The sequence below is a fragment of the Humibacter ginsengiterrae genome (assembly GCF_054780115.1).
The window spans coordinates 15,518-39,284 of sequence record NZ_BAAGWY010000005.1; the positions used below are offsets into that span (position 1 = coordinate 15,518).

Annotated in this window: 25 protein-coding genes and 1 tRNA gene; 18 read left to right on the forward strand and 8 right to left on the reverse strand. The window is 67.6% G+C overall.

Annotation, left to right across the window (positions count from 1 at the left end; translation table 11 throughout):
* Positions 1 to 34: 34 nt before the first annotated feature.
* Together ACYVII_RS07775 and ACYVII_RS07780 are read right to left on the reverse strand one after the other, a co-directional pair.
* Positions 35 to 1,294, reverse strand: a complete 1,260-nt coding sequence (locus ACYVII_RS07775) for an ABC transporter substrate-binding protein (protein ID WP_460533557.1) — start codon at positions 1,292 to 1,294, stop codon at positions 35 to 37.
* Positions 1,295 to 1,453: 159 nt separating this feature from the next.
* Positions 1,454 to 2,446 carry a BPSS1187 family protein gene (locus ACYVII_RS07780; protein ID WP_460533560.1) on the reverse strand — a complete coding sequence of 331 codons (993 nt, stop codon included), beginning with the start codon at positions 2,444 to 2,446 and terminating at the stop codon, positions 1,454 to 1,456.
* Between the two features lie 243 nt (positions 2,447 to 2,689).
* On the opposite strand from ACYVII_RS07780, the gene ACYVII_RS07785 reads away from it, so the two are divergent.
* The 7 genes from ACYVII_RS07785 to der are packed head-to-tail and all read left to right on the forward strand — an operon-like array spanning position 2,690 to position 9,210.
* On the forward strand, positions 2,690 to 3,586 hold the full coding sequence (locus ACYVII_RS07785; RefSeq protein ID WP_460533563.1) for a ParA family protein: 897 nt from the start codon (positions 2,690 to 2,692) through the stop codon (positions 3,584 to 3,586).
* A complete protein-coding gene (locus ACYVII_RS07790) occupies positions 3,570 to 4,430 on the forward strand; it encodes a segregation and condensation protein A (RefSeq protein ID WP_460533566.1) in 861 nt (286 codons plus the stop codon). The genes ACYVII_RS07785 and ACYVII_RS07790 overlap by 17 nt, the downstream gene beginning before the upstream one ends.
* Positions 4,423 to 5,061: an SMC-Scp complex subunit ScpB gene (gene scpB, locus ACYVII_RS07795; RefSeq protein ID WP_460533569.1), complete on the forward strand. Its 639-nt coding sequence runs from the start codon at positions 4,423 to 4,425 to the stop codon at positions 5,059 to 5,061. The genes ACYVII_RS07790 and scpB overlap by 8 nt, the downstream gene beginning before the upstream one ends.
* Entirely contained in the window at positions 5,051 to 5,872 is an 822-nt protein-coding gene (locus ACYVII_RS07800; RefSeq protein WP_460533573.1) for a pseudouridine synthase, read from the forward strand. The genes scpB and ACYVII_RS07800 overlap by 11 nt, the downstream gene beginning before the upstream one ends.
* Complete coding sequence (locus ACYVII_RS07805; RefSeq protein WP_460533576.1) at positions 5,869 to 6,975, forward strand: prephenate dehydrogenase; 1,107 nt, start codon at positions 5,869 to 5,871, stop codon at positions 6,973 to 6,975. Before ACYVII_RS07800 ends, ACYVII_RS07805 begins: the two co-directional genes overlap by 4 nt.
* A complete protein-coding gene (cmk, locus tag ACYVII_RS07810; protein WP_460533579.1) occupies positions 6,972 to 7,691 on the forward strand; it encodes a (d)CMP kinase in 720 nt (239 codons plus the stop codon). The genes ACYVII_RS07805 and cmk overlap by 4 nt, the downstream gene beginning before the upstream one ends.
* Positions 7,684 to 9,210 (forward strand): ribosome-associated GTPase EngA, encoded by a 1,527-nt coding sequence (gene der / locus ACYVII_RS07815; RefSeq protein ID WP_460533582.1) that lies wholly within the window; start codon positions 7,684 to 7,686, stop codon positions 9,208 to 9,210. The genes cmk and der overlap by 8 nt, the downstream gene beginning before the upstream one ends.
* Before the next feature lie 98 nt (positions 9,211 to 9,308).
* Here the strand turns inward: der and ACYVII_RS07820 are convergent, their stop codons facing one another.
* The 3 genes from ACYVII_RS07820 to ACYVII_RS07830 are packed head-to-tail and all read right to left on the reverse strand — an operon-like array spanning position 9,309 to position 11,951.
* Positions 9,309 to 9,902: a dihydrofolate reductase family protein gene (locus ACYVII_RS07820; protein WP_460533585.1), complete on the reverse strand. Its 594-nt coding sequence runs from the start codon at positions 9,900 to 9,902 to the stop codon at positions 9,309 to 9,311.
* Between the two features lie 2 nt (positions 9,903 to 9,904).
* Complete coding sequence (locus ACYVII_RS07825) at positions 9,905 to 11,287, reverse strand: DUF2252 domain-containing protein (protein ID WP_460533587.1); 1,383 nt, start codon at positions 11,285 to 11,287, stop codon at positions 9,905 to 9,907.
* 55 nt (positions 11,288 to 11,342) lie between these two features.
* Entirely contained in the window at positions 11,343 to 11,951 is a 609-nt protein-coding gene (locus tag ACYVII_RS07830; RefSeq protein ID WP_460533590.1) for a GNAT family N-acetyltransferase, read from the reverse strand.
* 111 nt (positions 11,952 to 12,062) lie between these two features.
* Here ACYVII_RS07830 and ACYVII_RS07835 point away from each other — a divergent pair.
* Positions 12,063 to 12,136, forward strand: a tRNA-Pro gene (locus tag ACYVII_RS07835).
* Positions 12,137 to 12,315: 179 nt separating this feature from the next.
* On the opposite strand, the gene ACYVII_RS07840 is transcribed toward ACYVII_RS07835, so the two are convergent.
* The gene (locus ACYVII_RS07840) at positions 12,316 to 12,858 is read right to left on the reverse strand and encodes a TetR/AcrR family transcriptional regulator (RefSeq protein ID WP_460533593.1); all 543 of its coding nucleotides are present in this window, start codon (positions 12,856 to 12,858) and stop codon (positions 12,316 to 12,318) included.
* Positions 12,859 to 12,938: 80 nt separating this feature from the next.
* On the opposite strand from ACYVII_RS07840, the gene ACYVII_RS07845 reads away from it, so the two are divergent.
* Both ACYVII_RS07845 and ACYVII_RS07850 read left to right on the forward strand, forming a co-directional pair.
* Positions 12,939 to 13,862: an SDR family NAD(P)-dependent oxidoreductase gene (locus ACYVII_RS07845; RefSeq protein ID WP_460533596.1), complete on the forward strand. Its 924-nt coding sequence runs from the start codon at positions 12,939 to 12,941 to the stop codon at positions 13,860 to 13,862.
* Positions 13,863 to 13,909: 47 nt separating this feature from the next.
* Entirely contained in the window at positions 13,910 to 15,007 is a 1,098-nt protein-coding gene (locus tag ACYVII_RS07850; RefSeq protein ID WP_460533599.1) for a Gfo/Idh/MocA family oxidoreductase, read from the forward strand.
* 21 nt (positions 15,008 to 15,028) lie between these two features.
* On the opposite strand, the gene ACYVII_RS07855 is transcribed toward ACYVII_RS07850, so the two are convergent.
* Positions 15,029 to 15,493, reverse strand: coding sequence for a phage tail protein (locus ACYVII_RS07855; RefSeq protein WP_460533602.1), 465 nt, complete (start codon positions 15,491 to 15,493; stop codon positions 15,029 to 15,031).
* A 21-nt stretch (positions 15,494 to 15,514) separates the two neighbouring features.
* A complete protein-coding gene (locus ACYVII_RS07860; RefSeq protein WP_460533605.1) occupies positions 15,515 to 16,108 on the reverse strand; it encodes a TetR/AcrR family transcriptional regulator in 594 nt (197 codons plus the stop codon).
* Positions 16,109 to 16,166: 58 nt separating this feature from the next.
* Here ACYVII_RS07860 and ACYVII_RS07865 point away from each other — a divergent pair, with 58 nt between their 5' ends.
* The 8 genes from ACYVII_RS07865 to ACYVII_RS07900 all read left to right on the forward strand — a co-directional run bounded on the left by ACYVII_RS07865 (position 16,167) and on the right by ACYVII_RS07900 (position 23,762).
* Entirely contained in the window at positions 16,167 to 16,649 is a 483-nt protein-coding gene (locus tag ACYVII_RS07865) for a GNAT family N-acetyltransferase (protein ID WP_460533608.1), read from the forward strand.
* Positions 16,650 to 16,950: 301 nt separating this feature from the next.
* Entirely contained in the window at positions 16,951 to 18,114 is a 1,164-nt protein-coding gene (locus tag ACYVII_RS07870) for an ABC transporter substrate-binding protein (RefSeq protein ID WP_460533611.1), read from the forward strand.
* Between the two features lie 20 nt (positions 18,115 to 18,134).
* Positions 18,135 to 19,937, forward strand: a complete 1,803-nt coding sequence (locus ACYVII_RS07875) for an ABC transporter permease (RefSeq protein WP_460533614.1) — start codon at positions 18,135 to 18,137, stop codon at positions 19,935 to 19,937.
* Between the two features lie 41 nt (positions 19,938 to 19,978).
* Positions 19,979 to 20,845, forward strand: a complete 867-nt coding sequence (locus tag ACYVII_RS07880; protein ID WP_460533617.1) for an ABC transporter ATP-binding protein — start codon at positions 19,979 to 19,981, stop codon at positions 20,843 to 20,845.
* Positions 20,842 to 21,570 (forward strand): ABC transporter ATP-binding protein, encoded by a 729-nt coding sequence (locus tag ACYVII_RS07885; protein WP_460533620.1) that lies wholly within the window; start codon positions 20,842 to 20,844, stop codon positions 21,568 to 21,570. The genes ACYVII_RS07880 and ACYVII_RS07885 overlap by 4 nt, the downstream gene beginning before the upstream one ends.
* Positions 21,567 to 22,562, forward strand: a complete 996-nt coding sequence (locus ACYVII_RS07890) for an LLM class oxidoreductase (protein ID WP_460533623.1) — start codon at positions 21,567 to 21,569, stop codon at positions 22,560 to 22,562. Before ACYVII_RS07885 ends, ACYVII_RS07890 begins: the two co-directional genes overlap by 4 nt.
* A gap of 10 nt (positions 22,563 to 22,572) precedes the next feature.
* Positions 22,573 to 23,157: a CMD domain-containing protein gene (locus ACYVII_RS07895; protein ID WP_460533626.1), complete on the forward strand. Its 585-nt coding sequence runs from the start codon at positions 22,573 to 22,575 to the stop codon at positions 23,155 to 23,157.
* Positions 23,157 to 23,762, forward strand: a complete 606-nt coding sequence (locus ACYVII_RS07900; protein WP_460533629.1) for a carboxymuconolactone decarboxylase family protein — start codon at positions 23,157 to 23,159, stop codon at positions 23,760 to 23,762. The genes ACYVII_RS07895 and ACYVII_RS07900 overlap by 1 nt, the downstream gene beginning before the upstream one ends.
* Positions 23,763 to 23,767 lie beyond the last annotated feature (5 nt).

Sequence of the window (23,767 nt, forward strand, 5' to 3'; positions counted from 1 at the left end):
CGGGCGGCGGTCGTTCGTGCCGCCCGCCCTTGTCTCATTTGGACAGCGCCGCCTGCGCGGCCGATTGCGCGGTCTTGAGCGCCGCGTCGGCGCTCTCGCCTCCCGATATGGCGTGTTGCGTCGCGTCGTCGACCGCGGAAAGCACGTCAGAGCTGTCGACCACGCCGGGCAGCAGCGGCCGGGCGAGGGAGGACATCTTCGTCAGTGCTGCGACCACAGCGTTCGATGACACATCGGACGCCGGGATGTCGGTACGCAGCGGAGGCCAGCCGGAGCCAAGAGACCACTCAGTGTCCACCTTCTTGCTGTAGAAGTAGTCGAAGAATTTCTCGGCGGCCGCCTTCTGTGCGCTGTTTGCCTGAGCGGTGATGCCCATGGAGACGCCGATGGCGGACGCGGCCTGCGTGACGGGACCGGCGGGCACCGGCGCAAGGCCCCACGAGATGTGGTTGTCCGTGGCGGTCGCGGGCATCCACGGACCGGCGATTTCCATCGCAGCCTTTCCAGCCGCGAAGAGGTTGTCCGCGGCGACGCCTGTCAGGCCCGTAGGTGAGATGTGGTCGTTGCGCACCGCATCTGCCCAGTACGTAAGCGTCTTCACGTTCGCCGACGAATCGACCTTTGCCGTCTTTTCGTCGGCGATGGTGCCTCCGCCTTCGAGGAACAGTGTCTGCCACACACCGTTGGCCACCGTCTGGTGGTCGGGCAAGGCGAGCCCGTACTGAGTGGGCGTCGAGGAGCCTGCCGGAGTCACCGTCAGCTTCTTGGCATCCGCTACCCACTCATCCCACGTCTTCGGGAAGGATGTGATGCCTGCAGTCTGGAACATGGTCTTGTTGTAGATGACGGAGAGCGGGACGAAGCCTGTGGGGACCCCGTACTTCTTGCCTTCGACCACCTCCATCGTGACAGCGTTCTTGTTCAGCGACTTGGCGTTGGCGCTGGACGAGTACCAGGAGCTCAGGTCTTGCAGTGCTCCCTTGCCCGCGTACACGGGCAGGTCTTCTGCGGGCAGTGCGACAAGTTCCGGTCCGGATTTCGCCGTCAGCGCCGGCAGTAGCGAGTTCTCGATGACCGCCCAAGTCTTCGTGGATTCCTGAACGGTCACCTGATGCTGCGACTTGTTGAAGTCGTCGATGATCTTGTCCAGCTTCTTGCCGTCGTCGGCGGTGTAGCCGTGCCAAAAGGTGAGTGTGACGTGTTGGCCGGACGAGCCCGACGAACTCGCCGCGCATCCTGTCAGCATGGCGACTGCAGCGCCGACCGCGGCCATCGCGGCGATTGCTCTCTTCATTGAAAACCGGTGCCTTTCCGCCGGTCGAGTTGCTGCGCGCCGGCGATCGAGGGCTTAGCCCTGGGTAGGAGGTACAACGTTGTACCCAACGTCGTGGAACTAGTGTCGCCGCGCGTGAGGAGGTTGTCAAGTAGACAACACCGCAGCGCCGGTTCGTCCTCAGCGCACCTGCTCGAGCATCCAGCGCCAGGTCGGCGCGAACACCATGGCCCTCTCGGTGCGCGGCCCTGCGTCATCGACGGTGTGGCCGTGCGACTCCAAGGGGTTGCCGATGTCGAGTGAGCTGAGTAGCAGGTGACCGCCGGTGGGCACGTGGGACGCGCGCCGGGCATTCGGAGTCCCCATGCCGAGCCGCTGCCAGGAGCCCACGATGCGGTGGAAGTAGATGTCGTGCACATCGTCGAAGCCGTACATGCGCGACGGGGGAGTCGCGCCGCGGGTGCGCATCCACGAGGCGGCGACGTCGCCATACGTCTCCACCGGGGAGGAGTACATCAGCACGCCGCGCACGCGGTGATAGTGCGAGATGAACGCGGACTCGCCGCCGCCCTGGGAGTGCCCGGCGAAGACGACGCGACTCCAGTTCGGATGCCCGTCCACGATGTACCGTCCCCAGTCGCCTGACGCGTCCTGCTTCTCGAGGTAAGCGATGGCGGCCGCGAAACGGCGTTCGATCGAGTTCGCTGCCCCCACGCGGCTGAACCGTGACGGGTGCGAGCCGTCGTACCGGTTCTGTTGCAGTTGGGTGTAGCACTCCGCGTTGGCCCGGCAGGTGCGCGTGACGGATCGGCCGATGTTCCAGTAGTCGAGTCCGAGCACGCTGTAGCCCACAGAGACTGCCGTTGCCAGATACTCCCGGTAGTTGTTGGGCACCTCGCCGGTTGCGGGGAGGAAGACGAGGAGAGGGGCGTCGCCCGCCGCGTGCTGCGCGACCTCCTGTGCGTTCGGGTCGTGCACTTTCAACGCGAGATAGGGGAGCGTGAAGCTGAGCACCTTGCCGTTCTGGGAAGGCAGGCTTCCGGTGCTTTCGGATGTCTGTGCGCGGGCGTATTGCGCCGGAGGAGGCACCGGAACGACGCCCGCGGTCAGGCCGGCGAGCAGCATCGCAAGAGCGGACGCAGCAGTGGTCCACATGCGTCGCCTGCCGTTCATGCGGGCCAAGGTAGCAACAGCTTTCGTCCACGCGCTTGAGGCGGGCCGCTCAAGGGTGCGAGCCCGCTCAGGGATTGCACAGCATCGGCGGCGGTCGCCGGCGCTGGGAACCCGACTCCGCGGTGCGGATCCGGTGCTGCGCCTGCGGAACGGCGGCGTTCCGGACTGTTCACCATCCCGATGCTCGATAGACTCGATCGCGAATCCTTGAGCCAGAGTCAAGCAGAGCCGAGCGGAGAAGTCGTGGCGCGTATTCCAGCCGACGAGCAGGAACTGCCGGGCCTCGGCGGCACCGCCGTCGAAACGCTGGGCCCGACGGGACGTCCGCTGCGCCAGTTCCCGATCCCTCCGGCGCTCACCGAGCACGGGCCCGCCCGGGTCATCGCCCTGTGCAACCAGAAGGGCGGCGTGGGCAAGACCACCTCGAGCATCAACCTCGGCGCGGCGCTCGCCGAATACGGGCGCAAGGTGCTGGCGATCGACTTCGACCCGCAGGGTGCGCTGTCGGCTGGGCTCGGCGTCGCCACCCACGAGGCCGTCACCATCTACGACCTGCTGCTCTCCACCGCCCACGACCCGGCCGAGGCCATCCAGCACACGGCGACGCCGGGACTCGACGTCATCCCGGCGAACATCGATCTCTCGGCGGCCGAGGTGCACCTCGTGAACGAGGTCGCCCGTGAGCAGGCCCTCGCCCGCGTGCTGCGCAAGGTCGCGGGAGACTACGACGTCGTGCTGATCGACTGCCAGCCGTCGCTGGGCATCCTCACCGTCAACGCGCTCACCGCCAGCCACGGGGTGCTCATCCCGCTGGAGTGCGAGTACTTCGCGCTGCGCGGTGTCGCTCTGCTCATCGAGACGATCGACAAGGTGCGCGAGCGCCTCAATCCCGCTCTTGAGCTCGACGGCATCCTGGCGACGATGTACGACGCCCGCACGCTGCACTCGCGCGAGGTCCTCGAACGAGTGGTCGACGCGTTCGGCGACAAGGTGCTCGAGACCGTGATCAGCCGCACGGTGAAGTTCCCCGACGCAAGCGTCGCGGCCACGCCGATCACCCAGTTCGCGCCTGAGCACCAGGCAGCCGACGCCTACCGTCAGCTGGCGCGGGAACTGGTCTTCCGTGGCGCCGCCGCCTGAGCCGTCGGCGCAGCACGACGCACAGGATGCCGTCGAGAGCGACGTCGTCGAGGGTGCAGCGGGTGCACCGTCGTTCCGTGTCGCACTCGAGGTGTTCGAGGGTCCGTTCGACCTGCTGCTGAGCCTCATCGGGCGGCACGAACTGGACATCACCGAGGTCGCGCTGAGCAAGGTGACCGACGAGTTCATCGCGTACCTCAAAAACATCGACACCGCAGATGAGCTCGACCAGGCCAGCGAGTTCCTCGTGGTGGCCGCCACGCTCCTCGACCTGAAGGTCGCAGGCCTTCTGCCGCAGGGAGAACTCGTCGACGCCGAGGATGTCGCCCTGCTCGAAGCGCGCGATCTGCTGTTCGCCAGGTTGCTGCAGTACCGCGCCTTCAAGGAGGCCTCCACCTGGTTCGCGCAGCGTCTTGAGGCGGAGTGGGCCAGGCATCCACGCTCCGTGCGCCTGGAAGAGAAGTATCGATCACGCGAACCGGAGCTGCAGTGGACGCTCAGCGTCGACGACTTCGCGGCCATAGCCGAGCTCGCGTTCGCGCCGAAGGCGATCCCCGTGGTCGAGCTCGATCATCTGCACGCGCCTCTCGTGAGCGTGCGCGAGCAGGCTGCGCTCGTCGTGGCGCAGCTGAGGCGCGGCACGCCGCACACGTTCCGCGAGCTGATCGCCGGGGCCGAGCGCAAAGGCGTGATCGTCGCACGGTTCGTGGCCGTTCTGGAACTGTACCGGTTCGCGGCGGTGGCGTTCGAGCAACTGGAACCCCTGGGCGAACTGACCATCAGATGGGTGGCGGATGCCTGGTCCGACGAGAATCTGGCGAACCTGGGAGCCGACTATGGATGATGACGCGCAGTCCTTCGACCTGCAACCGCCGCCGGAATCGACGGAGCAGGCAGAACCCCCGCACGAGGAGAAGCATGCGTACGACGTGCCGAGGGCCATCGAGGCCGTGCTCATGGTCGCGGACGAGCCGCTCCCGCTGGTGACCCTGGCGACTGCGGTCGGCGCGCCCGTCGCCGCCGTGCGGCAGGCGATCGACGGGCTCGTCGCCGACTTCGACGGCGAGACCGGTGGACCGGTCCGCGGCTTCGAGCTGCGCGAGGTCGGAGGCGGCTGGCGGCTCTACGTGCGCGCCGAGTACGACAGCCTCGTGACCGACTTCGTCAGCGAGCAGGCGCCCGCCAAGCTGTCCCAGGCGGCGCTGGAGACCCTCGCCGTGGTCGCCTACCGCCAGCCGATCACCCGGGGCGCTATCGCGTCCATCCGTGCCGTGAACGTCGACTCCGTCGTGCGCACACTGCTGTCCCGCGGGCTCATCACGGAGCTGTTCACGGACGCCGAGACCGGTGCGATCAACTACGGCACGACCGACCTGCTGTTGCAGCAGCTGGGCATCAACTCGATCGAGGAGCTCCCGCTCATCTCGCCTCTGCTCGCCGATGGTGCGGAAGGGTTCGAGGGCGATGTGCGCTGACAGAGCCGGCCGCGGGCCGGCCGAGAAACCGGATGCCGGCAACGGCGCCGATCGCGCAGACATCGGTTCCGAGCCGGGGGAGCGTCTGCAGAAGGTGATGGCGGCGGCCGGTGTGGCATCGCGCAGGGTGAGCGAGCAGCTCATCATCGAGGGCCGGGTGCGCGTGAACGGCGAGGTCGTGCGCGAACTCGGCAGCCGCATCGACGTCGCCGTGGATCGACTGGAGGTGGACGGCATCGCCGTGCAGCTGGATGCCTCCAAGCACTACGTCATGTTGAACAAGCCGACCGGCGTGGTCAGTTCGATGCGCGATGACCGTGGCCGTCCCGACCTGACGCAGTTCGCCGACCGGTACGAGGTGCGGCTCTTCAACGTGGGCCGGCTGGATGCCGACACCAGCGGCCTGCTGCTGCTGACCAACGACGGCGAGGTGGCGAACGTGCTCGCGCATCCGTCGTTCGGCGTCACCAAGACCTACATCGCGACCGTGCGGGGGAGCGTGATGCCGGCCACGATGGCGAAGCTCATGCGCGGGATCGAGCTCGACGACGGTCCGATCGCGGCGGACAAGGCGCGGCTGGTGCAGGCATCCGGCGGGCAGAGCATCGTGGAGGTGACGCTGCACTCCGGGCGCAACCGGATCGTGCGGCGCATGCTCGACGCGGTCGGGCATCCTGTCACCGCTCTCGTGCGACGCCAGTTCGGGCCGCTGAAGCTGGGCAGCCTGCGGTCTGGCGGCACCCGCGAGTTGACTAAAATCGAGCTCGGCCAGGTGCTCACTCTTGCCAGGTCGAAATCGGAGCGAACGTGAATCAGAACCCTGTCGCGCGCCTCGACGGCAGCGTGCGCGTCGTGGGGGCCGGGCTGCTCGGGGCATCGATCGGGCTGGGCCTGCGGGCGCGCGGTGTCGACGTCATCCTGGCGGATGCCTCTCGCGCCGGGCTGAGCCTCGCCGTCGACTACGGTGCGGGTCGGTTGCCGCACGAGGGCGATGACCCGTCGGTGATCGTCGTGGCGGTGCCGCCGGATGCCACGGCATCCGTCGTCGCAGCCGAGCTCGCGGCGTTCCCGGATGCCACGGTGACGGATGTCGCCAGCGTGAAAGGCGCGCTGCTCGCCGAGCTCGAACAGCTCGGCACCGAACTCGGCCCCGTCGACTTGAGCCGGTACGTCGGCTCACACCCGCTCGCCGGCCGGGAGCGCGGCGGGGCGATCGCCGCCCGCGCGGACCTTTTCATCGGACGGCCGTGGGTGGTGTGCCCGCGACCGGAGGTGCCTCGAGAGCGCGTCGTGGCGATCGAGCACCTCATCCTCGACCTGGACGCGACACCCGTCACGCTGCCTGCGGACGAGCACGACGCGGCGGTGGCACTCGTATCGCACGCACCGCAGGTGGTGTCGTCGCTGATGGCCAAACGGTTGGACGGTGCGCCGTCGTCCGCTCTGGCGCTCGCCGGGCAGGGCGTGCGCGACGTGACCCGCATCGCCTCCAGCGACCCCGAACTGTGGGTGCAGATCCTGTCGGCCAATGCGCCCGCCGTGGTAGACATCCTGCGGGCGTACCGCGACGATCTCGACGCCGTTATGAGCGCACTGGCGGATGTCGAGGCATCCGGTGCCCGCCGCGCGATCGCGCAGGATCTCGCCGCCGGCAACGCCGGGGTGGCCGGGCTTCCCGGCAAGCACGGGCAGGATCGCCGCTACGCGGGCATCGTCGTCATGGTCGACGACCGGCCGGGCGAGCTCGGGCGGTTGTTCACCGAGCTGGGCGAGATAGGGGTCAACATCGAAGACTTGCGGCTGGAGCACTCGCCCGGCGCGCAGATCGGCCTGGCCGAGATCGCGGTGCTGCCCGAGGTGAAGACCCGAGCGATCGAAGACCTCTCGGCACGAGGATGGAGGACCGCCGGATGACCGAGCCCACTCCCATCGTCGTCGCCGTGGACGGGCCCGCGGGCAGCGGCAAGTCCAGCGTGAGCAAGGCCGCCGCTTCCCGCCTCGGCTTCGCGTTCCTCGATACCGGCGCGGCCTACCGCGCGCTGACCTGGTTCGCGATGCGACGCGGCATCGACGTGACCGACATGGGCGCCGTGGTCGACGCCATCGCCGACTTCGACTACCGCATCGACACGGAACCCGGCCGCCTCCGGGTCTTCGTGGGTGGGACCGACGTCACCACAGACATCCGCGATCCCGAGGTTTCGGCGCGGGTGAGCGCCGTGGCGCGCATCCCGGAGGTGCGGCTGCGGCTGAACGAACTGTTCCGAGGACTGCTGGCAGGCACGGACCACGAGGGGATCGTCGCCGAGGGCCGCGACATCACGACGGTGGTGGCGCCCGACGCCCCGGTGCGCATCCTGCTGACCGCGGCGCCCGAGGTGCGCGCGGCCCGCCGGGCAGGCGAACTCGACGGGCACGCCGCAGCGGATGTAGCGGCGCAGCTGCACGCCCGCGACCACGCAGACCTGCAGGTGGTCGACTTCATGACCGCGGCAGAGGGTGTGACCACGGTGGATTCCACCGACTTGGATTTCGATGAGACCGTCGACGCCGTGATCGACGTGATCCAGGCCGCGCGCGCCGCAGACGCGCGCGGGGCCGCCCCGTCCCGAGGAGGAACGGATGTCTGACGCCCACCCCACCGAACGCGCCGCCGACGACTTCGAGGCGGGTCCCGACGACCTCGTCGAACGTCTGGCGAACGTGGACGACGACCTCGCCCACCAGCGAGCCAACGCTCTGCGGGCCGGTCTCGAGGACTACGAGCTCGACGACGCCGACCTTGACGTGCTGGATGCCGTCACCGAGAACCCGGACGAGATCCAGTACCTGCCCGCGCTGCCGGTCGTCGCGATCGTCGGGCGCCCGAACGTGGGCAAGTCCGCGCTCGTGAACCGCATTCTCGGCCGTCGCGAGGCCGTCGTCGAGGACGTGCCCGGTGTGACGCGGGACCGCGTCACGTACCAGGCGGAATGGAACGACCGCCGTTTCAGTGTGGTCGACACCGGCGGATGGGAGCCCGACGCGAAGGGCATCGACGCCTCGGTCGCTGCGCAGGCCGAGGTCGCGATCGACCTCGCAGACGTGGTGATGTTCGTGGTCGACGCGAACGTGGGTGCAACATCCACCGACGAGCATGTCGTTCGGTTGCTGCGCAAGTCGAAGAAGCCCGTGTTCCTCGTCGCGAACAAGGTGGATGACGCCCGCCACGAGCCGCAGGCGACCGAGCTGTGGTCGCTGGGGCTGGGGGAGCCGCATCCGGTCAGCGCACTGCACGGCAGGGGAGTCGCCGACCTGCTCGACGAGGTGCTGAAGGTGCTGCCCACAGAATCCGCCTTCGCGCAGCGCGAGATCGGTGGTCCGCGTCGCGTCGCCATCGTCGGGCGGCCCAACGTGGGCAAGTCGAGCCTGCTGAACAAGGCGGCGGGGGAGGAGCGCGTGGTCGTCAACGACCTCGCCGGCACCACCCGCGACCCGGTGGACGAGCAGATCGAGCTCGGCGGACGCGTGTGGCGCTTCGTCGACACCGCGGGCATCCGTCGCCGCGTTCACCTGCAGCAGGGCGCCGACTTCTATGCGTCGCTGCGCACGAGCACGGCGCTGGAGAAGGCCGAGGTCGCCGTCGTCGTGCTCGATGTGAGCGAGCCGATCAGCGAGCAGGATGTTCGCATCATCGACCTCGTTCTGGAGAGCGGGCGCGCGCTCGTGCTCGCATACAACAAGTGGGACCTGCTCGACGACGACCGGCGCCGCTACCTGGAGCGCGAGATCGAGCAGGACCTCGCGCACGTGTCGTGGGCACCCCGGGTGAACATCTCTGCACGCACCGGACGGCATCTGGAGAAGCTGGTCCCCGCGCTCGAGACGGCGCTGGAGTCGTGGGACACGCGCATCCCCACCGGCAAGTTCAACGCGTTCCTCGCCGAGCTGACGGCGGCGCATCCGCACCCGGTGCGCGGAGGCAAACAGCCTCGCATCCTGTTCGGAACGCAGGCCTCGAGCCGGCCGCCGACCTTCGTGCTGTTCACGACCGGGTTCCTCGACCCCGGCTACCGGAGGTACATCCAGCGCCGACTGCGCGAAATCTACGGCTTCGAGGGCACCCCGATAGTGCTGAATATGCGTGTTCGCGAGAAGCGGCGGCGCTAGTTCTTCGCGAGACTAGCCGTATGCGCTGAGACCGGGCGCCATGCGCTCAGGGTCGGCGCATGCAGCTAGTCTCACTTGTTGCGGTGGTGGCGCATCGCTCAGTTCGCCCCGCGCACGGCGTAGCGATGCAGCGTGACGCCCTGGTCGTACGTCTGCTGCTCGAGCAGGTCGAGATCGACGCGAGGGTGCGGGTCGTCGAACAGCGGTCGCCCCGCGCCGAGGATGGTCGGATGCGTGAACAGCATCAGCTCGTCGATCAGCCCGGCGCGCAGCAACTGCGTGGCAAGCGTCGCGCCGCCGACGCCGATGTCGCCCTCGGCACTCTGCCGTAGCGCGGCCAGCTGGTCGATCGCGTCGTCTCCCCCGATGATGCGCGTGTTGTGGGATGCTGTCGTGCGGGTGCGCGAGACGAGCACCTTGGGCATCGAGGTCCAGATCTCGCCGTACTCGCGCAGGTAGGCGGGAAGCGACTCGTTGGTGCGGGCATCCGGCCAGAAGGGGTCCATCATCTCGTAGACGATGCGTCCCTCGACGAACATCGACATCCCTTGAGCACGCCGGTTGAATTCGCGATGGAGCGGCTCCCCGATGCGAACCCAGTCCGGGCCGTCCAGATCGGAGTGGTCGCCGGCCTGGTGCTCGATGTAGAGGTCGAGCGAGACGTTCATCCAGTACACGAATCTCGCGCTCATGGTCAGATCTCCCCCTTCTTCACGGCCTTGCGCAGTGCCTGGTAGTCCTCGACCGACTGGTCCGCGTAGGCGGATGCCCACTCCGCGACGGCGGAATCGAACGGGGTGCCGCCGCCGAGGTATCCCGCGATGAACGGGGCGGCAGGGGATTGGGCGTGGGCGCGCGCGAGCACCGTGCCGCAGGCATCCACGTAGTCGGTGAACGGCCGGAAGTCGAGCGTCTCGGTGTCGATGGAGACGTTCTGGTCGCGGAACTGCCGGATGTAGAACGCGTGCCCGTCGTACTTGACCCAGCCGAGGAACGGGTCGCTGACCGCCTGCAGCACGTGCTGGTTCGCGACGACGCGGTGCCCGTGCTCGTCGGGCTCGACCCGGTCACCGAAGACCGGCGCCCTTCCCGCCTTGGCGCCGCCGAACTCGACCGCGACGGACTCCACGGCTTCTTTCACCTGCAGCACCAGCGACTCGCCGGCGGGACCAGACAGAACGATGATGTAGCAGCGGCTGCCGACGCTGCCGACGCCGACGACGCGACGCACGGCATCCGTAGGCACGTACTGAGAGAGCAGCACCGCGATGTCGGAGGGCACCGTTGCGAGGTAGCGCTTGACGATGCCCAGGATGCGTTTCTCCGTCGTCTCCGGCACGTGCGACAGCACCGGCGGATTCTCGGCGATCATCGTCGAGCCGTCGTCGGCTCGCTTCGTGATCTTGCGCACCACTCGCGCGGACGTGCGACGGGATGCGGCCTCGATCGCGTGATCGAGCACCTTCTGAGAACTCGAATGCCGCTGGCCCCTGTGCACGTCGGCTCGGATGTAGTACCGCTCCAGCACACTCAGCTGCGTGATCTGCCGCATTGCGATGCGGTAGCTCGCGGCGGCTTCGAGCGCGGCGGTCTGCACCTTGGACTCCTTGAATCCACGCTGCCGGGCGGCGACCACGACGCTGGTGACGAACCGCTTCACGTCCCACTCCCACGGTCCGTACGCGGACTCGTCGAAGTCGTTCAGATCGAAGACGAGTGAGCGTTCGGGCGAAGCGTAGATGCCGAAGTTCGCGAGGTGCGCGTCACCGCAGATCGTGACATCGACGCCCGTGCGAGGCGCATCGCGCAGGTCCGCGGCCTGGATCGCTGCCGAGCCCCGGTAGAACGCGAAAGGGCTGGCCGTCATCCGCTCCAGGCGCAACGGGACCAACTCGGACACGCGCTGCTCGTGCTGCTTGCGCAGGATGCCCACCGGATCGCGGCCTTTGGCCGGCTTGTATTCCGCATGTCCCGAGCGCGGAAGCTTGCCGCGGGCAGCCTTGCCCGCATCGAACAGCTCGGCCGCGCTATGGATCGCCTCATGCTCGAACCGAAGGCGTCCCTCGTCTGCGCTCATGCAGATAAGACTAGGGCGGCGCAGGTCCCGCACGCTGAGGTCGTGCGGGCCGGACTCAGAGGGTGAGGCTCACGACGGCGCGGCTCGGCTGCGGCCGGGAGACGATGTCGAATCCTGCGCCGATAAACACGGAGAGCACGCCGTGGAACAGCTCGGCCGACGACGCCGTGCGTTCATCGGTGTCGACGGGATAAGCCTCGACGATCCGTGCGCCGGATACTCGCGCATGCTCCACCGCCGCTGTGAGCAGTGCGGATGCCACGCCTCGCCTGCGGAATCCGACCCGCACGACGAAGCACGTGATCGACCACACGCTCGAGTCGTCGTGCTGCTGCGCTGGCCGACCCTGCGCAACGATACGGCTCGTGCGAAGCCGCGGATAGGTCGATCGTGGTTCCACTGCGACCCAGCCTGCTGGCTCATCGCCCACGTAAGCGATCAGGCCAGGTCCGGGTTCTCGTCTCACCTGCTCACACAGCGCGGACTCGAGAGTGGGGACATCCGTCTCGCGCCACTGCGCGTTCGACAGCTTGAAGAACTGGCACCAGCAGGTGGCCGGGTCTCCGCGGATGCCGAACACGGTACGCACGTCGCTCCACGGCACGTCGCCTACCGGCTCTACTCGGATGTCTGTCACCGCGTCGTCGCGCACCTTCGTCGCCATGCGGTCAAGCTATCGCGCGCCCCCGACATGCCGCTATCGCGGGTCCCAGGAGTTGGTGCGGTCGCCGTCTCCGCACCCTGTAAACTGTCCAAGGCCGTTCGCGGACGGCTACGGGATGTGGCGCAGCTTGGTAGCGCACCTGACTGGGGGTCAGGGGGTCGCAGGTTCAAATCCTGTCATCCCGACAGAAAAGCCCAGGCGAGAAGCGGTTTTCTCGCCTGGGATTACGTTTCGCGAACTCTCGGCGTTCTGGTCTGCCGGTGCATCCAGTCCCGGATGCCAGGAGGCTGCGACGCAAGACCGGCGACATGCGCGAGACCCGTGGCCGGGGTCCTCCGCATCGATGCCCCGCTCGAGTGCCGTTTCAGGGCGTTCGTGGGCTGAGGCCGGCGATCATGACGTCGATCAGAAGCTCCTGATCCCGGCCGTTACCCAGACGCACGGCATGCTCGAGACCGCACACGAGCCGCTGGACGTGTCCGATCGAGATTTCGGGTCTGATCCGGCCCTCCCGAATGGCCGCTTCGAGAGCGACATCGGTGAGGCGAACGAGCTCTTCTCGCAACACGCGGAATTCGGGTGAGACATCGTCAGCGATGAGCACTGTCTGCAGGCCGTCGCAGGAGATCTGCATTTCGGCGCCTCGCTTGACGAGGCTTGCGAATGCCGACCCGGCAGAGGGACCCTCGGCGGCGTCGCGGGCGATCTCGACCAGTTCTTTCAGCGCGTCCAGGTTGAGCGCTTCGAGAAGCGACGTGACGGTCGGGAAATGGCGATACACGGTCCCGACTCCGAGACCAGTGTCTCGCGCGATGTCATTGAGCCGGATGCTTTCGGGTGCACGAGCGCGCGCGGCGTCGAGGATCCGAGCGCGGGAGCGCGCCGCATCGGCTCTCAGGGCGGGCATCCGCTCATCGTAACAAAACGGATAGCTTGTCCGGTTGCACTAGAGTAAGCGGACAACCTATCCGCTTTGGAGGAGAGCAGATGAACTGGGATCCACAGCGACTGCCCGATCTGAGCGGCCGCGTCTACGCCGTGACCGGCGCCACCGGCGGAATCGGCTACTTCGCTGCCGAGCAGCTCGCGACGGCCGGCGCTGAAGTGGTGCTCGCCTCCCGCGCGCAGACGAAACTTCAGCAGGCGAGCGAAGCCATCCTCCAGCAGGCGCCCGGCGCAATCACGCACCACGTTCGGATTGATCTCACGTCGCTTGCGTCGGTCGCCTCAGCGGCCGACCGGCTCGCGGAACTTCCTCGTCTGGACGGAATCTTTCTCAATGGCGGTCCCATGGAGTTCTCGCGTCGCGCGCTCACCGAGGATGGCCTGCCGCTCATGCTCGGCGCTCACACCGTGGCCAACGTCGCGCTCATCGCGATGTTGATGCCGTTTCTTCTCGGTCAGGGAATAGATGGGCACCGTCGCATCGTCCACGCCTCGACGGGCTACGTTCAGCGGTTCCCCACGAGCGTCGCCGACGTCGAGCACACACCGCGCACCGGGATCGGTGCGTATGTGAAGGCGAAGACGGCCACCGAGGTGTTCGCGTTCGAGCTCGACCGCCGCCTTCGAGCGGCAGGGCTTCCACTGGACTCGATTGTGACGCGTCCAGGTGTGGGTGTGGATGCGAAGACGCCCCGCAGGCCGGGCGTACGCGATGAGACCGTGCGATACCGGCGCAATCCCTATACTCCGTGGGCCCAGGGAAAGGACGCCGCAGCCTGGTCCGGCGTTCGCGCGCTGACGGACCCCGATGCTCAGGGCGGCGAGTACTACGCGCCCGCGGAGGGCATGCGGGGCAAGCCCGTGCGCGTGGCGCCAGACCCACGCACGGTGGATCCGGGACCCGACATCGCCGAGCGGGTCTGGACCAGGCTTGCAGAGCTGGGCGGCGCCGGATCTCCGCTCTGAGGGTTGGGCCGGAGGTGGATCCGCGGCACGTCGGGTATCCATGGGACATGACCACGATGCGTACACCCACGGAGCCGGCGACCCTCGCGATCGTAGGAGGCGGGTACCGGGCAGAGGCGTTCCTGCGGGTGGCGGATGCGCTGCCCGAGCGGTTCAGAGTCACCGCCGTCATGGCGCGCAGGCCCGAGAATCGCGAAGAGATCCGCGATCGGTGGTCGGTGGACACCGTCGACTCGATCGACGACCTCGACCGCGGCAGGCCCGGCTTCGTCGTCGTGGCGGTCAGCCCGTCCGTGTCGACCGATATCATCCTCGCCCTGACCGGAGCAGGCCACGCAGTTCTCACGGAGACGCCGGTGGCGCCCGACCTGCCGTCCTGCCTCGCACTCGTCGACGCGGTTCGCGAAGGTGCACGCATCCAGGTCGCGGAGCAGTACCACCTCGAGCCCTTGGTCTCGGCGCAACTCGAAGTGGTTCGGAGAGGCGTGGTGGGCGAGGTGTCGGAGGCATCCGTCTCGATCGCGCATGATTATCACGGCATGAGCGTGCTGCGGCGGTTTCTCGGCATCGAGTTCCAGAATGCGCGCATCACCGCCCGCCGATTCTCCGAACGCCTGCAAGACGGGCCGAGCCGGCAGGGCGATCCGCTCGAGGACCGTCTCGTCGACGGCATCCGCACCTCGGCGTGGCTCGAGTTCGACGGTGGAGCGCACGGTGCCTACGAGTTCCACGACCAGCAGTACCGGTCGTGGATCCGCACACCTTCGGTTCAGGTGCGCGGATCCCGCGGCGAGCTCAGAGACGAGACAGTACGCCACCTCCGGGATGGGTTCACACCGGTGAAGAGCCGCATCGAACGCGTCGAGGCGGGTGGTGCCGGGAACCACGAGGGGAAGTTCCTGCGGTCGTACGCCTTCGAGGGAGGCATCCTCTACGACAACCGATATCGCCCGGCTCGGTTGGCGGACGACGAGCTGAGCATCGCGGCGCTTCTCGACGGGATGGCTGCCTACGCAGGCGGGGGCGCCCCCGTGTACAGCGTCGCCGAGGCGTGCCAGGACCAGTACCTGCAGCTCGAGATCCGCCGTGCGATCGAGGCCGGTTCCCCTCTCGCCACGGCCACACAGCCCTGGGCTGAACGGTGAGCGAGACTCCGGCCCGAGCGCTCAGTAAGCGCCCTTGATGACGAAGTAGGACCCGCGGATGACGCCGGCCAGCCGCGACTTCTGCCGGGCGAACTTGAAGTTCGACGCCAGTTCTTCCGGCACCTCCATGCCCTCGGCGAGCTTGAAACCCACGGCCCGCTTTCCGCCGTCATCGAGTGTGTACATCACGTTGATGGAGAGCCCGGACTCGTAGAACACGTACGTCATGCGGATGTCGTCCACCTCGAACTCCGTCACCTCGAGCGGACGCGAAGCGATGACGATACCTCGCTCCTCGAACAGGATGCGCTTCACCCGATCGAGCGCTCCCGTCGCCTCGTCGGCCGGAACGACGGTGAACGTGTGGTCGTACTTGTTCTTGAAGTAGCGCGCCTCATTGGCGCGCAGGCCTGCAAGCGCTTCGGCCACGGGGGACGACTCGAGTCCCGTGGTCGACACGTTCACAAAGTCGACGGCGTACCCCATACATCCTCCATAGTCGGTGTTTCAGGCAACCGTACTCGACGGGGATGACGGCGAGGCCGTGCCGGCGAGGGCCGACGTGAACGCAGCGTCCACGCGTACCCGCTCCCCGGTCGCGAGCAGGTCGAGCATGCAGCCGCGCAGCACGGCGAGCACGGCCCTCGAGCGCATCTTCGCGTCGTCGGTGCCGTCGCCGAACGCATCGAAGAGTACGAGCCAGTCGTGCACGGTCTCGGCGGCGAAGCCGGCCAATGGGCCGTCCTGCGCGATCAACGATCGCCCGTACGCTTCGACCCAGAGGTTCAGCAGTCGGCGATGCTCGGGTGCGGCGAGCCAGGCCCACACCTTCCCGGCGACCGTTGCGAGGTCGGCGTGAGAGGACGAGCGACGCACCTCGTCGAGCATGGTGAGCTCATCCGCGCGTGCCTCGGCCAGGATGGCCCGCACGACGCCGTCCTTGCTGCCGAACAGGAACATCAGCACGCCGGCGCTCGTACCGATCGCGTCGGCGAGCGGCCGCAGGGACAGGTCGGCGAGACCGTGCTCGGAGACGTACTCATACCCGCGCCGGGCGAGCTCGTGGCGACGTGGCGAGGCATCCGTTCTCACTTCGGGCATGTCGCGATAGTATCGCCACTGGAACGACTGTTCCAGTGAGTTCTTCGCGGAGGATGACATGGATGTCACAGTGCGGACCGCCGACCGGCCCGGCGACCTCGGATGGATGGTCATGGCGAACGCCGAGGTGTATGCCCAGCAGTTCGGCTGGAGCACCGACTACGAGACGCTGGTTGCTCGCATCGTCGCCGACTTCGCCGAGGGCGCCGGCTCCGAACGACAACGTGCCTGGATCGCCGAGGTCGACGGCCGCCGCATCGGCTGCGTGATGTGCGTCGACGCGGGGCAGGACGTCGCCCGGCTGCGCCTGCTGCTCGTCACGCCCGACGGCCGCGGGCGCGGTGCCGGGAGCGCGCTCGTGGATGCCTGCCTCGACTTCGCCCGCCGCTCCGACTACCGCAAGACAGTCCTCTGGACCAACTCGGTGCTCGAGTCTGCTCGGCACATCTATCAGCGCGCCGGCTTCCAGCTCGTCGCCGAGAAACCGCATCACAATTTCGGCGCCGACCTCGTCGGACAGGACTGGGAGCTCGTCCTGTAGGAAAAGCGCAAGCATGCTGCAACCGGCGGCGCCAGGAATTTCTTCCCTCGTGACGCCGTGTTGCCTTCGGTTCCCGTCTGTTACCGGTCGCGCGGGTCGCGCGCCCCGACGGCCATAGTGTGGCGTCACCTGTAGGCGCCCGCAAGGTCGCCGAACCATCCACGCATCGTCGCGTCGGCTCCCCGAGGGTTGAGCCTGTCGAAACCGGGACGCGACGTGAACCTCGTTTCGACAAGCTCGACCAGCAGTGCGGGAGACCGGATGCCTGTGCACGCGCCACCCGACACGAAGAGGAAGTCCCATGAAGAAGCTCCTTCAACGCGCAGCCGTCGTCTCCGTCGCCGGGTTCATGGCGCTCGGTCTCGCCGCGTGCAGTGGTGCAGCGGATGCGTCGTCGACGAGCGGCTCGGGCAAGAAGAGCACCGTCTACTTCGGGGTCTCCGCGGCCGAGACCGGCCAGTACGCGCAGTACGGACAGCAGTTCAAGGAGGCGTTCGACCTCGCCGTCGAGCAGGTGAACGCGAAGGGCGGCATCAACGGCCACCCGGTTGCGCTGAAGTACGAGGACTCGCAGTCCGACCCCAAGCAGTCGGTGCCGGTCGCCCAGAAGTTCGTGGGCGACAGCAGCGTGGTGCTGGTGTTCGGCGACTACTCGTCGGCGGCATCCATACCCGCCTCCCCGATCTACACGGCGGGCAAGCTGCTGCAGTACGGCTTCAACAACTCGAACCCCGACTTCACCGCGAAGGGCTCGGAGTACCAGTGGTCCACGTCGATCACGACGAGTGACACCTACAAGTGGACCGCCGACTACATCAAGAAGCGGGGCATCAAGTCGGTCGGCGTGAGCTACCTGAACACCGCGGACTGGGGCATCCCCGCCTTCCAGGCCTTCAAGTCGGAGGCCGACAAGATCGGTCTGAAGATCACGGACTCCGAGGCCGTGCTCGACACCGCTGACGACTACAAGCCGTCGCTCATCAAGGCGGTCAAGGGCAACCCGCAGGCCTTCGTGCACATCGGCTACGGTCCGGATGCCTCCAAGATCGTCACGCAGCTGCGCGCGATCGGGTACAAGGGCACCTTCTTCGGCGGCCAGGACGAGGAGTCCTTCGACGGCACACCGGCTGCCGAGGGCGCCATCAACGGGGCCCAGTTCGTGGAGACGAGCACCGACCCAGCGGTGAAGAGCTTCGTGACGGCGTTCAAGAAGAAGTATCCGAACGAGACCGACGTGACGAGCTTCGAGGCAGGCGCGTACGACGCGCTCAACGTCGCTGTGGCTGCGGCCAAGAAGGGCGGCATCACGCGGGAGGGGATCCTCAAGGGATTCAAAGAGGTCAAGGATGTTCCGAGCGTCGTCTACGGAAAGATCACGTTCGACCCGACCACCCGTCGGGTGCAGTCGCCGCAGCTCACGCCCACGATTCTCAAGGGCGGCAAATGGGTCGTCTACAACGGCTGAGCCGTTAGACCTGCGCACCCATGCTTGACACACTGATCGCCGGCGTGCTCCGAGGGAACGTCTACGCCCTCGGAGCGGTCGGCATCTCCCTCGTCTTCGGCGTCATGAACGTCGTCAACTTCGCCCAGTTCTCGTTCTTCGGTCTGGGCGCCATGCTCACGTGGTTCTTCGTCGCCCGCCTCGGCCTGTCGTTCTGGCTGGCGCTCCCGCTCGTGCTGGTTGTGTGCGCGGCGCTCGGACTGATCATCAACGCCGCCGTCGTGCGTCCGCTGGCGAAGTTCCTGCCGCTGGCGGCGATGCTCTCGACGTACGCGGTCTCGCTGATCCTCGACAACACGTCGCAGGCCGCGTTCGGCGCGAACTCGCGCGTCTTCCCGCAGGTGCTGCAGACATCCAACCTGCACGTCGGCAACATGCGGTTCGGCACCGCGGATGTCGTGATGCTCGGCATCACGGCCGGCGTCATGATCGTGATGTCGCTGTTCCTCAAGTACGGCAAGGTCGGCAGGGCCATCAGGGCGACCGCGCAGGACCAAGAGGCGGCCCTGCAGATGGGCATCCCCGTCGCGCTGGTGCAGAACCTCTCGTTCGTGATCGCGTCGGCCCTCGGTGGGCTCGCGGGCATCTTCATCGCGCTCTACGTGGGAGTCGCGGATCCGACATCCGGGCTCGAGACCGGCATGACGGCGTTCGTCGCTGCGACGCTCGGCGGTCTCGGGTCGCTGGTCGGCGCCGTGATCGGCGGATTCGTGCTCGGCATCCTCGAGTCGTTCGGGATCTACTTCTTCGGCGGAAGCGCCGACCAGATCATCGTGTTCGTCATCCTGATCGCGGTGCTGATCATCCGGCCGGGCGGGCTGCTTGGCAAGGTGCCGCTGATCTCCAGCGAACCGCTGACCGGCACGTTCCTGGGGAAGGGCAGGCCGTTCCGGATTCCGCGCTGGGTCTGGCCGGCGGCGCTCGCGGTCGCCGCCGTCATCGTTCCGCTGATCGGGAACGATTACGTGCTCAGCACCGGCACCCAGGTGCTCGTCTACGCGATCATCGCCTCCGGCTTCACGATCACCGCAGGGCAGGCCGGGGTGATGGCACTCGGCCAGGCAGGACCGATCGCCATCGGGGCGTACGCCTCCGCTCTGATCACCCTCTACCTGCACGTGTCGTTCTGGGTGGCGCTGCCACTGGCGGGCCTTGCCGCCGCCCTCATCGCGTCGATACTCGCCTCGCCCATCTGGGGCGTGAAGGGGCACTACATCTCGATCGCGACGCTCGGTATCGGCATCGTGATCGTGGCGGTCATCCAGCTGATCGTGCCCCTCGGCGTGCAGGGCATCCCGTGGCCCAAGATCGGCGACACCGTGCTGTTCACCGCGCAGGACTTCTACTTCATCGACCTGGGCGTGCTGGTGCTGACGCTGCTGGTGATGTGGCGCATCCGTCGTTCCCACCTCGGACGGGTGATCTCGTCGGTCGGAGCGGATGAGGTCGCGGCGCTCGCCTCGGGCGTGCGGGTGCGCGACTACAAGGCGCTGGCGTTCGCGATCTCCGCGTTCTTCGCCGGCATCGGCGGGTCGCTCCTGGCGCACCAGTACACGTACATCGACACGTCGATCTTCTCGATGCTGATGTCGCTCGTCGTGGTCACGATCGTGATCCTGGGCGGCGTGAACCTGCCGTACGGGGCCGTGGTGGGCTCGCTCATCCTGATCGGCGGGCTCGAGGCACTGCGCTTCACGGACGAGCTGCGCATCGTCGTGTACGGGCTGGTGCTGATCCTCGTGGTGAGGTTCCGGCCTGGCGGAATCCTGGTGAGGAACTCGTGAGCCCAGAAGGAGTGAGCACAGAAGGAGTGCGCGCAGAAAGAGTGAGCACAGAGGCGGAGGAGCTGCTGCAGGTGGTCGGCCTGGAGCGGCATTTCGACGGGCTGAAGGCGGTCGACGGCGTCTCGTTCACGGTCGCGCCGCACGAGGTGGTCTCGATCATCGGCCCCAACGGATCGGGCAAGACCACCACGCTCAACCTCGTCACCGGAACGATCCGGGCGAACGCGGGCACGATCATCCTGGATGGCCGTGACATCGGTCATGCGGACACCGCACGGATCGCGGAGGACGGCATCGGCCGCACCTTCCAGAACGGACGGGTGTTCGCGACGCTCTCCGTGGCGGACAACATCGAGGTGGGCATCCACTCGACGCTGACGGCCAGCAGGCCGTTCCGCAGGCTCTCGCACGTGTTCCTGCTGCGCTGGATCCCGCTGCTGGCCGAGCTGTTCATCGCGATCGTGGGAACACCTGCATCGCGGAGGGAGCGCAAGGCGATCGACGCGACGATCGAGGAGGAGATCCAGCGGTTCCAGGCGCGGCTGGGGCCCAGGCGCGACGATCCGGCGTACACGCTCAGCTACGCCAACCGGCGCCGCACCGAGATCGCGCGGGCGCTGGCCCTGAAGCCCAAGCTGCTCGTGCTCGACGAGCCGACCGCGGGGATGAACCAGTCGGAGACCGCGGAGGTGCTGGAACAGCTGCTCGAGCTGAAGGCATCCGGTCAGGCGATGCTGCTGGTCGAGCACAAGCTCGACCTCGTCATGACCGTCTCCGACCGCATCATCGTGATGGACGGCGGCCGCATCATCGCGCAGGGCAGACCGGAGGAGGTGCGCAGCGATCCCGCGGTGATCGAGGCCTACCTGGGGCGGCGTCGCGGGCTCGGCGGGGAGGTGCTGGCATGACCGCGCTGCTCGAACTCGATGATGTGCACGTCTACTACGGCCCGTTCCACGCGCTGCGCGGCAACACGATCACGGTCGGCGAGGGCGAGATCGTCTCCCTGCTCGGCGGCAATGCCAGCGGCAAGTCGACGACGATGAAGACGATTCTCGGGCTGACGCCGGTGAAGAAGGGATCCGTGCACTTCGCCGGCCGCGACATCACGCGTTCGTCCACCAGGCAGCGCATCAAAGCCGGAATCGCCTCAGTGCCGGAGGCGCGCCGCGTCTTCCCGCAGCTCACGGTCGACGAGAACCTGCTCACCGGTGCGTACACGAGATCGGACCGCGCGGGAATCGCCGAAGATCTGGAACGGATGCGCGAGCACTTCCCGCGACTCGCCGAGCGTCGCAGACAGGAGGCGGGAACCCTCTCCGGCGGAGAACAGCAGATGCTGGCGTTCGCGCGCGCCCTGATGAGCCGGCCCAGGCTGATCTGCATGGACGAGCCCACCATGGGGCTTTCGCCCAAGCTCGTCGACCAGGTGCTGGACGAGATCGCCCGCATCAACAGGGAGCTCGGCGTGGCGGTGCTCTTCGTCGAACAACAGGCGGAGCTCGCGCTCTCCATAGCGTCGCGCGGCTACGTGCTGGCCACCGGTGCGATCGTGCTGGAGGGCGAAGCGCGCGATCTGCTCGATGACCCGCAGATCCAAGAGGCCTACCTCGGAAAGGGACGACAGTCATGACCACCAGCCCCAGGCTCGGCTACTTCACGCGGCTGCTCGACGATGTGGAACCGGTGGAGCGCTACCGCAACGCACTTGCGCAGATCGTGCGCGCCGAGGAGCTCGGGTTCGACACGGCGTGGGTCGCGCAGCACCACTTCCATCGCGACGAGGGCGGGCTGCCGTCGCCGTTCGTGCTGCTCGCGCAGGCGGCGGCGCAGACCTCTCGCATCGTGCTCGCCACCGGCATCGTCACGCTCCCGCTGGAGGCGCCGCTACGCGTGGCCGAGGACGCCGCCGTGCTGTGGCTGCTCTCCGACGGCCGGTTCGAGCTCGGCATCGGCTCCGGCGGCACGGCGTCGTCGTTCCCACCGTTCGGGCACACTCCCGAGGACCGGCCGGCCATCTACGCCGACCACAAGCAGATCCTGCTGCGGGCGCTGTCCGGCGAGGTGCTGACCAGCGACGGCGGCGCCCTGTATCCGCCTGCGCCGCAACTCGCCGACACGCTGTGGGAGGCGACGTTCTCCGCCACGGGCGCCGAGCGGATCGGCGGGGCCGGGCACGGACTCATGCTCTCGCGCACCCAGCCGCGACGCGAGTACACGGGCCGCGGGTCGGCATCCGATCAGGTCGAGATCGTCGACCGCTACGTCGCCGCGTTGCCGGGTGTCGAGCCGCGCGTGATGGCGTCCCGCTCCGTTCTCGTGGTCGACAGCGAGGAGGATGCCCGAGAATGGCGCGCGCAGGGCATCGCACGCTCGCTTCCGGCACTCCGTGCGCAGGGCGTCACCGTACCCGAGGCAGACGATGCCGAGCTCGCCGCCTACCTCGACCTGCACATCGGCACTCCGGAGCAGGTGCTGGCGACGCTGAAGGACGACCCGATCCTGCCGCGCGCGACCGACATCGTGCTGCAGGCGCATCCGGTCGATCCGCCGCACGAAGTGGTGCTCCGCTCGCTCGAGCTCATCGCCGAACGGATCGCGCCTCAACTCGGCTGGAAACACTAGGAGGAACCCCATGGCCACCGACGTCATCGACGAACTCGTGGGCATCCGCGACGGAGACGCGCTCTTCGAGCTGCGGCTGCGACGTCCTGAGGCGAAGCGGAACGCGCAGGCGAGCTACGACGCCCTGTTCGCCTCGGACGAGCTCGAGCACGTCTCGCAGCTGGAGAGGCTCGCGATCGCGTATTGGGCGGTCGCGCTTGCGCAGAGCGGCACCGCTTTGCACTACCGGGAACTTCTGGCGGCGGCCCCGCAGGACACGCTTGCGGCGCTCGAGGCGGCAGCGCCCGGTGCCATCACCACCGGCCCGTACGGGGACTATCCGGAAGGACCGCTCAGTGCCGAGAACGTCGCCGGTGAGCACTGGGAACCCACGGCCGAGCTCGCCGCAGTGATCGGTCCGCGGCTGGCGGCCGCGCTGACACACACCCACCTGCTCACGTACCGGCCGAGAGACGCGACGCCCGACGCGCTGCAATCGCTCCTGGACGCCGGCTGGTCGACCACCGGCATCGTGACGCTCTCGCAGCTCGTGTCGTTCCTGAACTTCCAGCTCCGCGTCGTCGCGGGCCTCACCGTGTTGAAGGGAGAGCTGTGATGCCCGAGCAGGTCATCCGTCACTCGTTCGAACGTCCCAACGCGTTCACCCAGGCCCAGCTCGGCTGGGAGGCGTGGCTCGAACCGCTGCCCGTCGATGCTCTCACCGAGCGTCACTACGCCGGGCTTGTCGACAAGGGACGCGCGAACAGCCCGTACTTCCGGCTGCTCGTGCGGGACCCGGACATCCTCGGTGCCCGTACCCGCACCGACAACGACATCTTCTACAACGAGAAGGGCGGACTCACCCGCGCCCAGCGCGAGCTCTCCGCTGCCGCGGCCTCGCGCACGAACGGATGTCTGTTCTGCGCGTCCGTGCACGCCCGGTTCGCCTCGCAGAAGTCGAAGCGACCCGACGACGTGCAGCGGCTTCTGGACGACGGCACGTCAGCCCCGCAGGACGACCCGCAGTGGCGCGCGACGATCGACGCATCGGTCGCACTCACCCGCACGCCCGGCCAGTTCACCGCCGAGAACGTGCGGCAGCTGCGGGATGCCGGGCTGGACGATCTCGCGATCGCCGACGTCATCCACGGTGCCGCATTCTTCAACTGGGCGAACCGGCTCATGCTGTCGCTGGGGGAGCCGACGCCGCCCGCCGGGTGAGACCT

Excerpts from the sequence above, each read along its gene's own strand:
- ACYVII_RS07775 (WP_460533557.1), bottom strand. The coding sequence starts at position 1,294 with ATGAAGAGAGCAATCGCCGCGATGGCCGCGGTCGGCGCTGCAGTCGCC.
- ACYVII_RS07780 (WP_460533560.1), bottom strand. The coding sequence starts at position 2,446 with ATGAACGGCAGGCGACGCATGTGGACCACTGCTGCGTCCGCTCTTGCG.
- scpB (WP_460533569.1), top strand. The coding sequence starts at position 4,423 with ATGGATGATGACGCGCAGTCCTTCGACCTGCAACCGCCGCCGGAATCG.
- ACYVII_RS07800 (WP_460533573.1), top strand. The coding sequence starts at position 5,051 with ATGTGCGCTGACAGAGCCGGCCGCGGGCCGGCCGAGAAACCGGATGCC.
- cmk (WP_460533579.1), top strand. The coding sequence starts at position 6,972 with ATGACCGAGCCCACTCCCATCGTCGTCGCCGTGGACGGGCCCGCGGGC.
- der (WP_460533582.1), top strand. The coding sequence starts at position 7,684 with ATGTCTGACGCCCACCCCACCGAACGCGCCGCCGACGACTTCGAGGCG.
- ACYVII_RS07820 (WP_460533585.1), bottom strand. The coding sequence starts at position 9,902 with ATGAGCGCGAGATTCGTGTACTGGATGAACGTCTCGCTCGACCTCTAC.
- ACYVII_RS07825 (WP_460533587.1), bottom strand. The coding sequence starts at position 11,287 with ATGAGCGCAGACGAGGGACGCCTTCGGTTCGAGCATGAGGCGATCCAT.
- ACYVII_RS07830 (WP_460533590.1), bottom strand. The coding sequence starts at position 11,951 with ATGGCGACGAAGGTGCGCGACGACGCGGTGACAGACATCCGAGTAGAG.
- ACYVII_RS07840 (WP_460533593.1), bottom strand. The coding sequence starts at position 12,858 with ATGCCCGCCCTGAGAGCCGATGCGGCGCGCTCCCGCGCTCGGATCCTC.
- ACYVII_RS07845 (WP_460533596.1), top strand. The coding sequence starts at position 12,939 with ATGAACTGGGATCCACAGCGACTGCCCGATCTGAGCGGCCGCGTCTAC.
- ACYVII_RS07850 (WP_460533599.1), top strand. The coding sequence starts at position 13,910 with ATGACCACGATGCGTACACCCACGGAGCCGGCGACCCTCGCGATCGTA.
- ACYVII_RS07855 (WP_460533602.1), bottom strand. The coding sequence starts at position 15,493 with ATGGGGTACGCCGTCGACTTTGTGAACGTGTCGACCACGGGACTCGAG.
- ACYVII_RS07860 (WP_460533605.1), bottom strand. The coding sequence starts at position 16,108 with ATGCCCGAAGTGAGAACGGATGCCTCGCCACGTCGCCACGAGCTCGCC.
- ACYVII_RS07865 (WP_460533608.1), top strand. The coding sequence starts at position 16,167 with ATGGATGTCACAGTGCGGACCGCCGACCGGCCCGGCGACCTCGGATGG.
- ACYVII_RS07870 (WP_460533611.1), top strand. The coding sequence starts at position 16,951 with ATGAAGAAGCTCCTTCAACGCGCAGCCGTCGTCTCCGTCGCCGGGTTC.
- ACYVII_RS07875 (WP_460533614.1), top strand. The coding sequence starts at position 18,135 with ATGCTTGACACACTGATCGCCGGCGTGCTCCGAGGGAACGTCTACGCC.
- ACYVII_RS07885 (WP_460533620.1), top strand. The coding sequence starts at position 20,842 with ATGACCGCGCTGCTCGAACTCGATGATGTGCACGTCTACTACGGCCCG.
- ACYVII_RS07890 (WP_460533623.1), top strand. The coding sequence starts at position 21,567 with ATGACCACCAGCCCCAGGCTCGGCTACTTCACGCGGCTGCTCGACGAT.
- ACYVII_RS07895 (WP_460533626.1), top strand. The coding sequence starts at position 22,573 with ATGGCCACCGACGTCATCGACGAACTCGTGGGCATCCGCGACGGAGAC.
- ACYVII_RS07900 (WP_460533629.1), top strand. The coding sequence starts at position 23,157 with ATGCCCGAGCAGGTCATCCGTCACTCGTTCGAACGTCCCAACGCGTTC.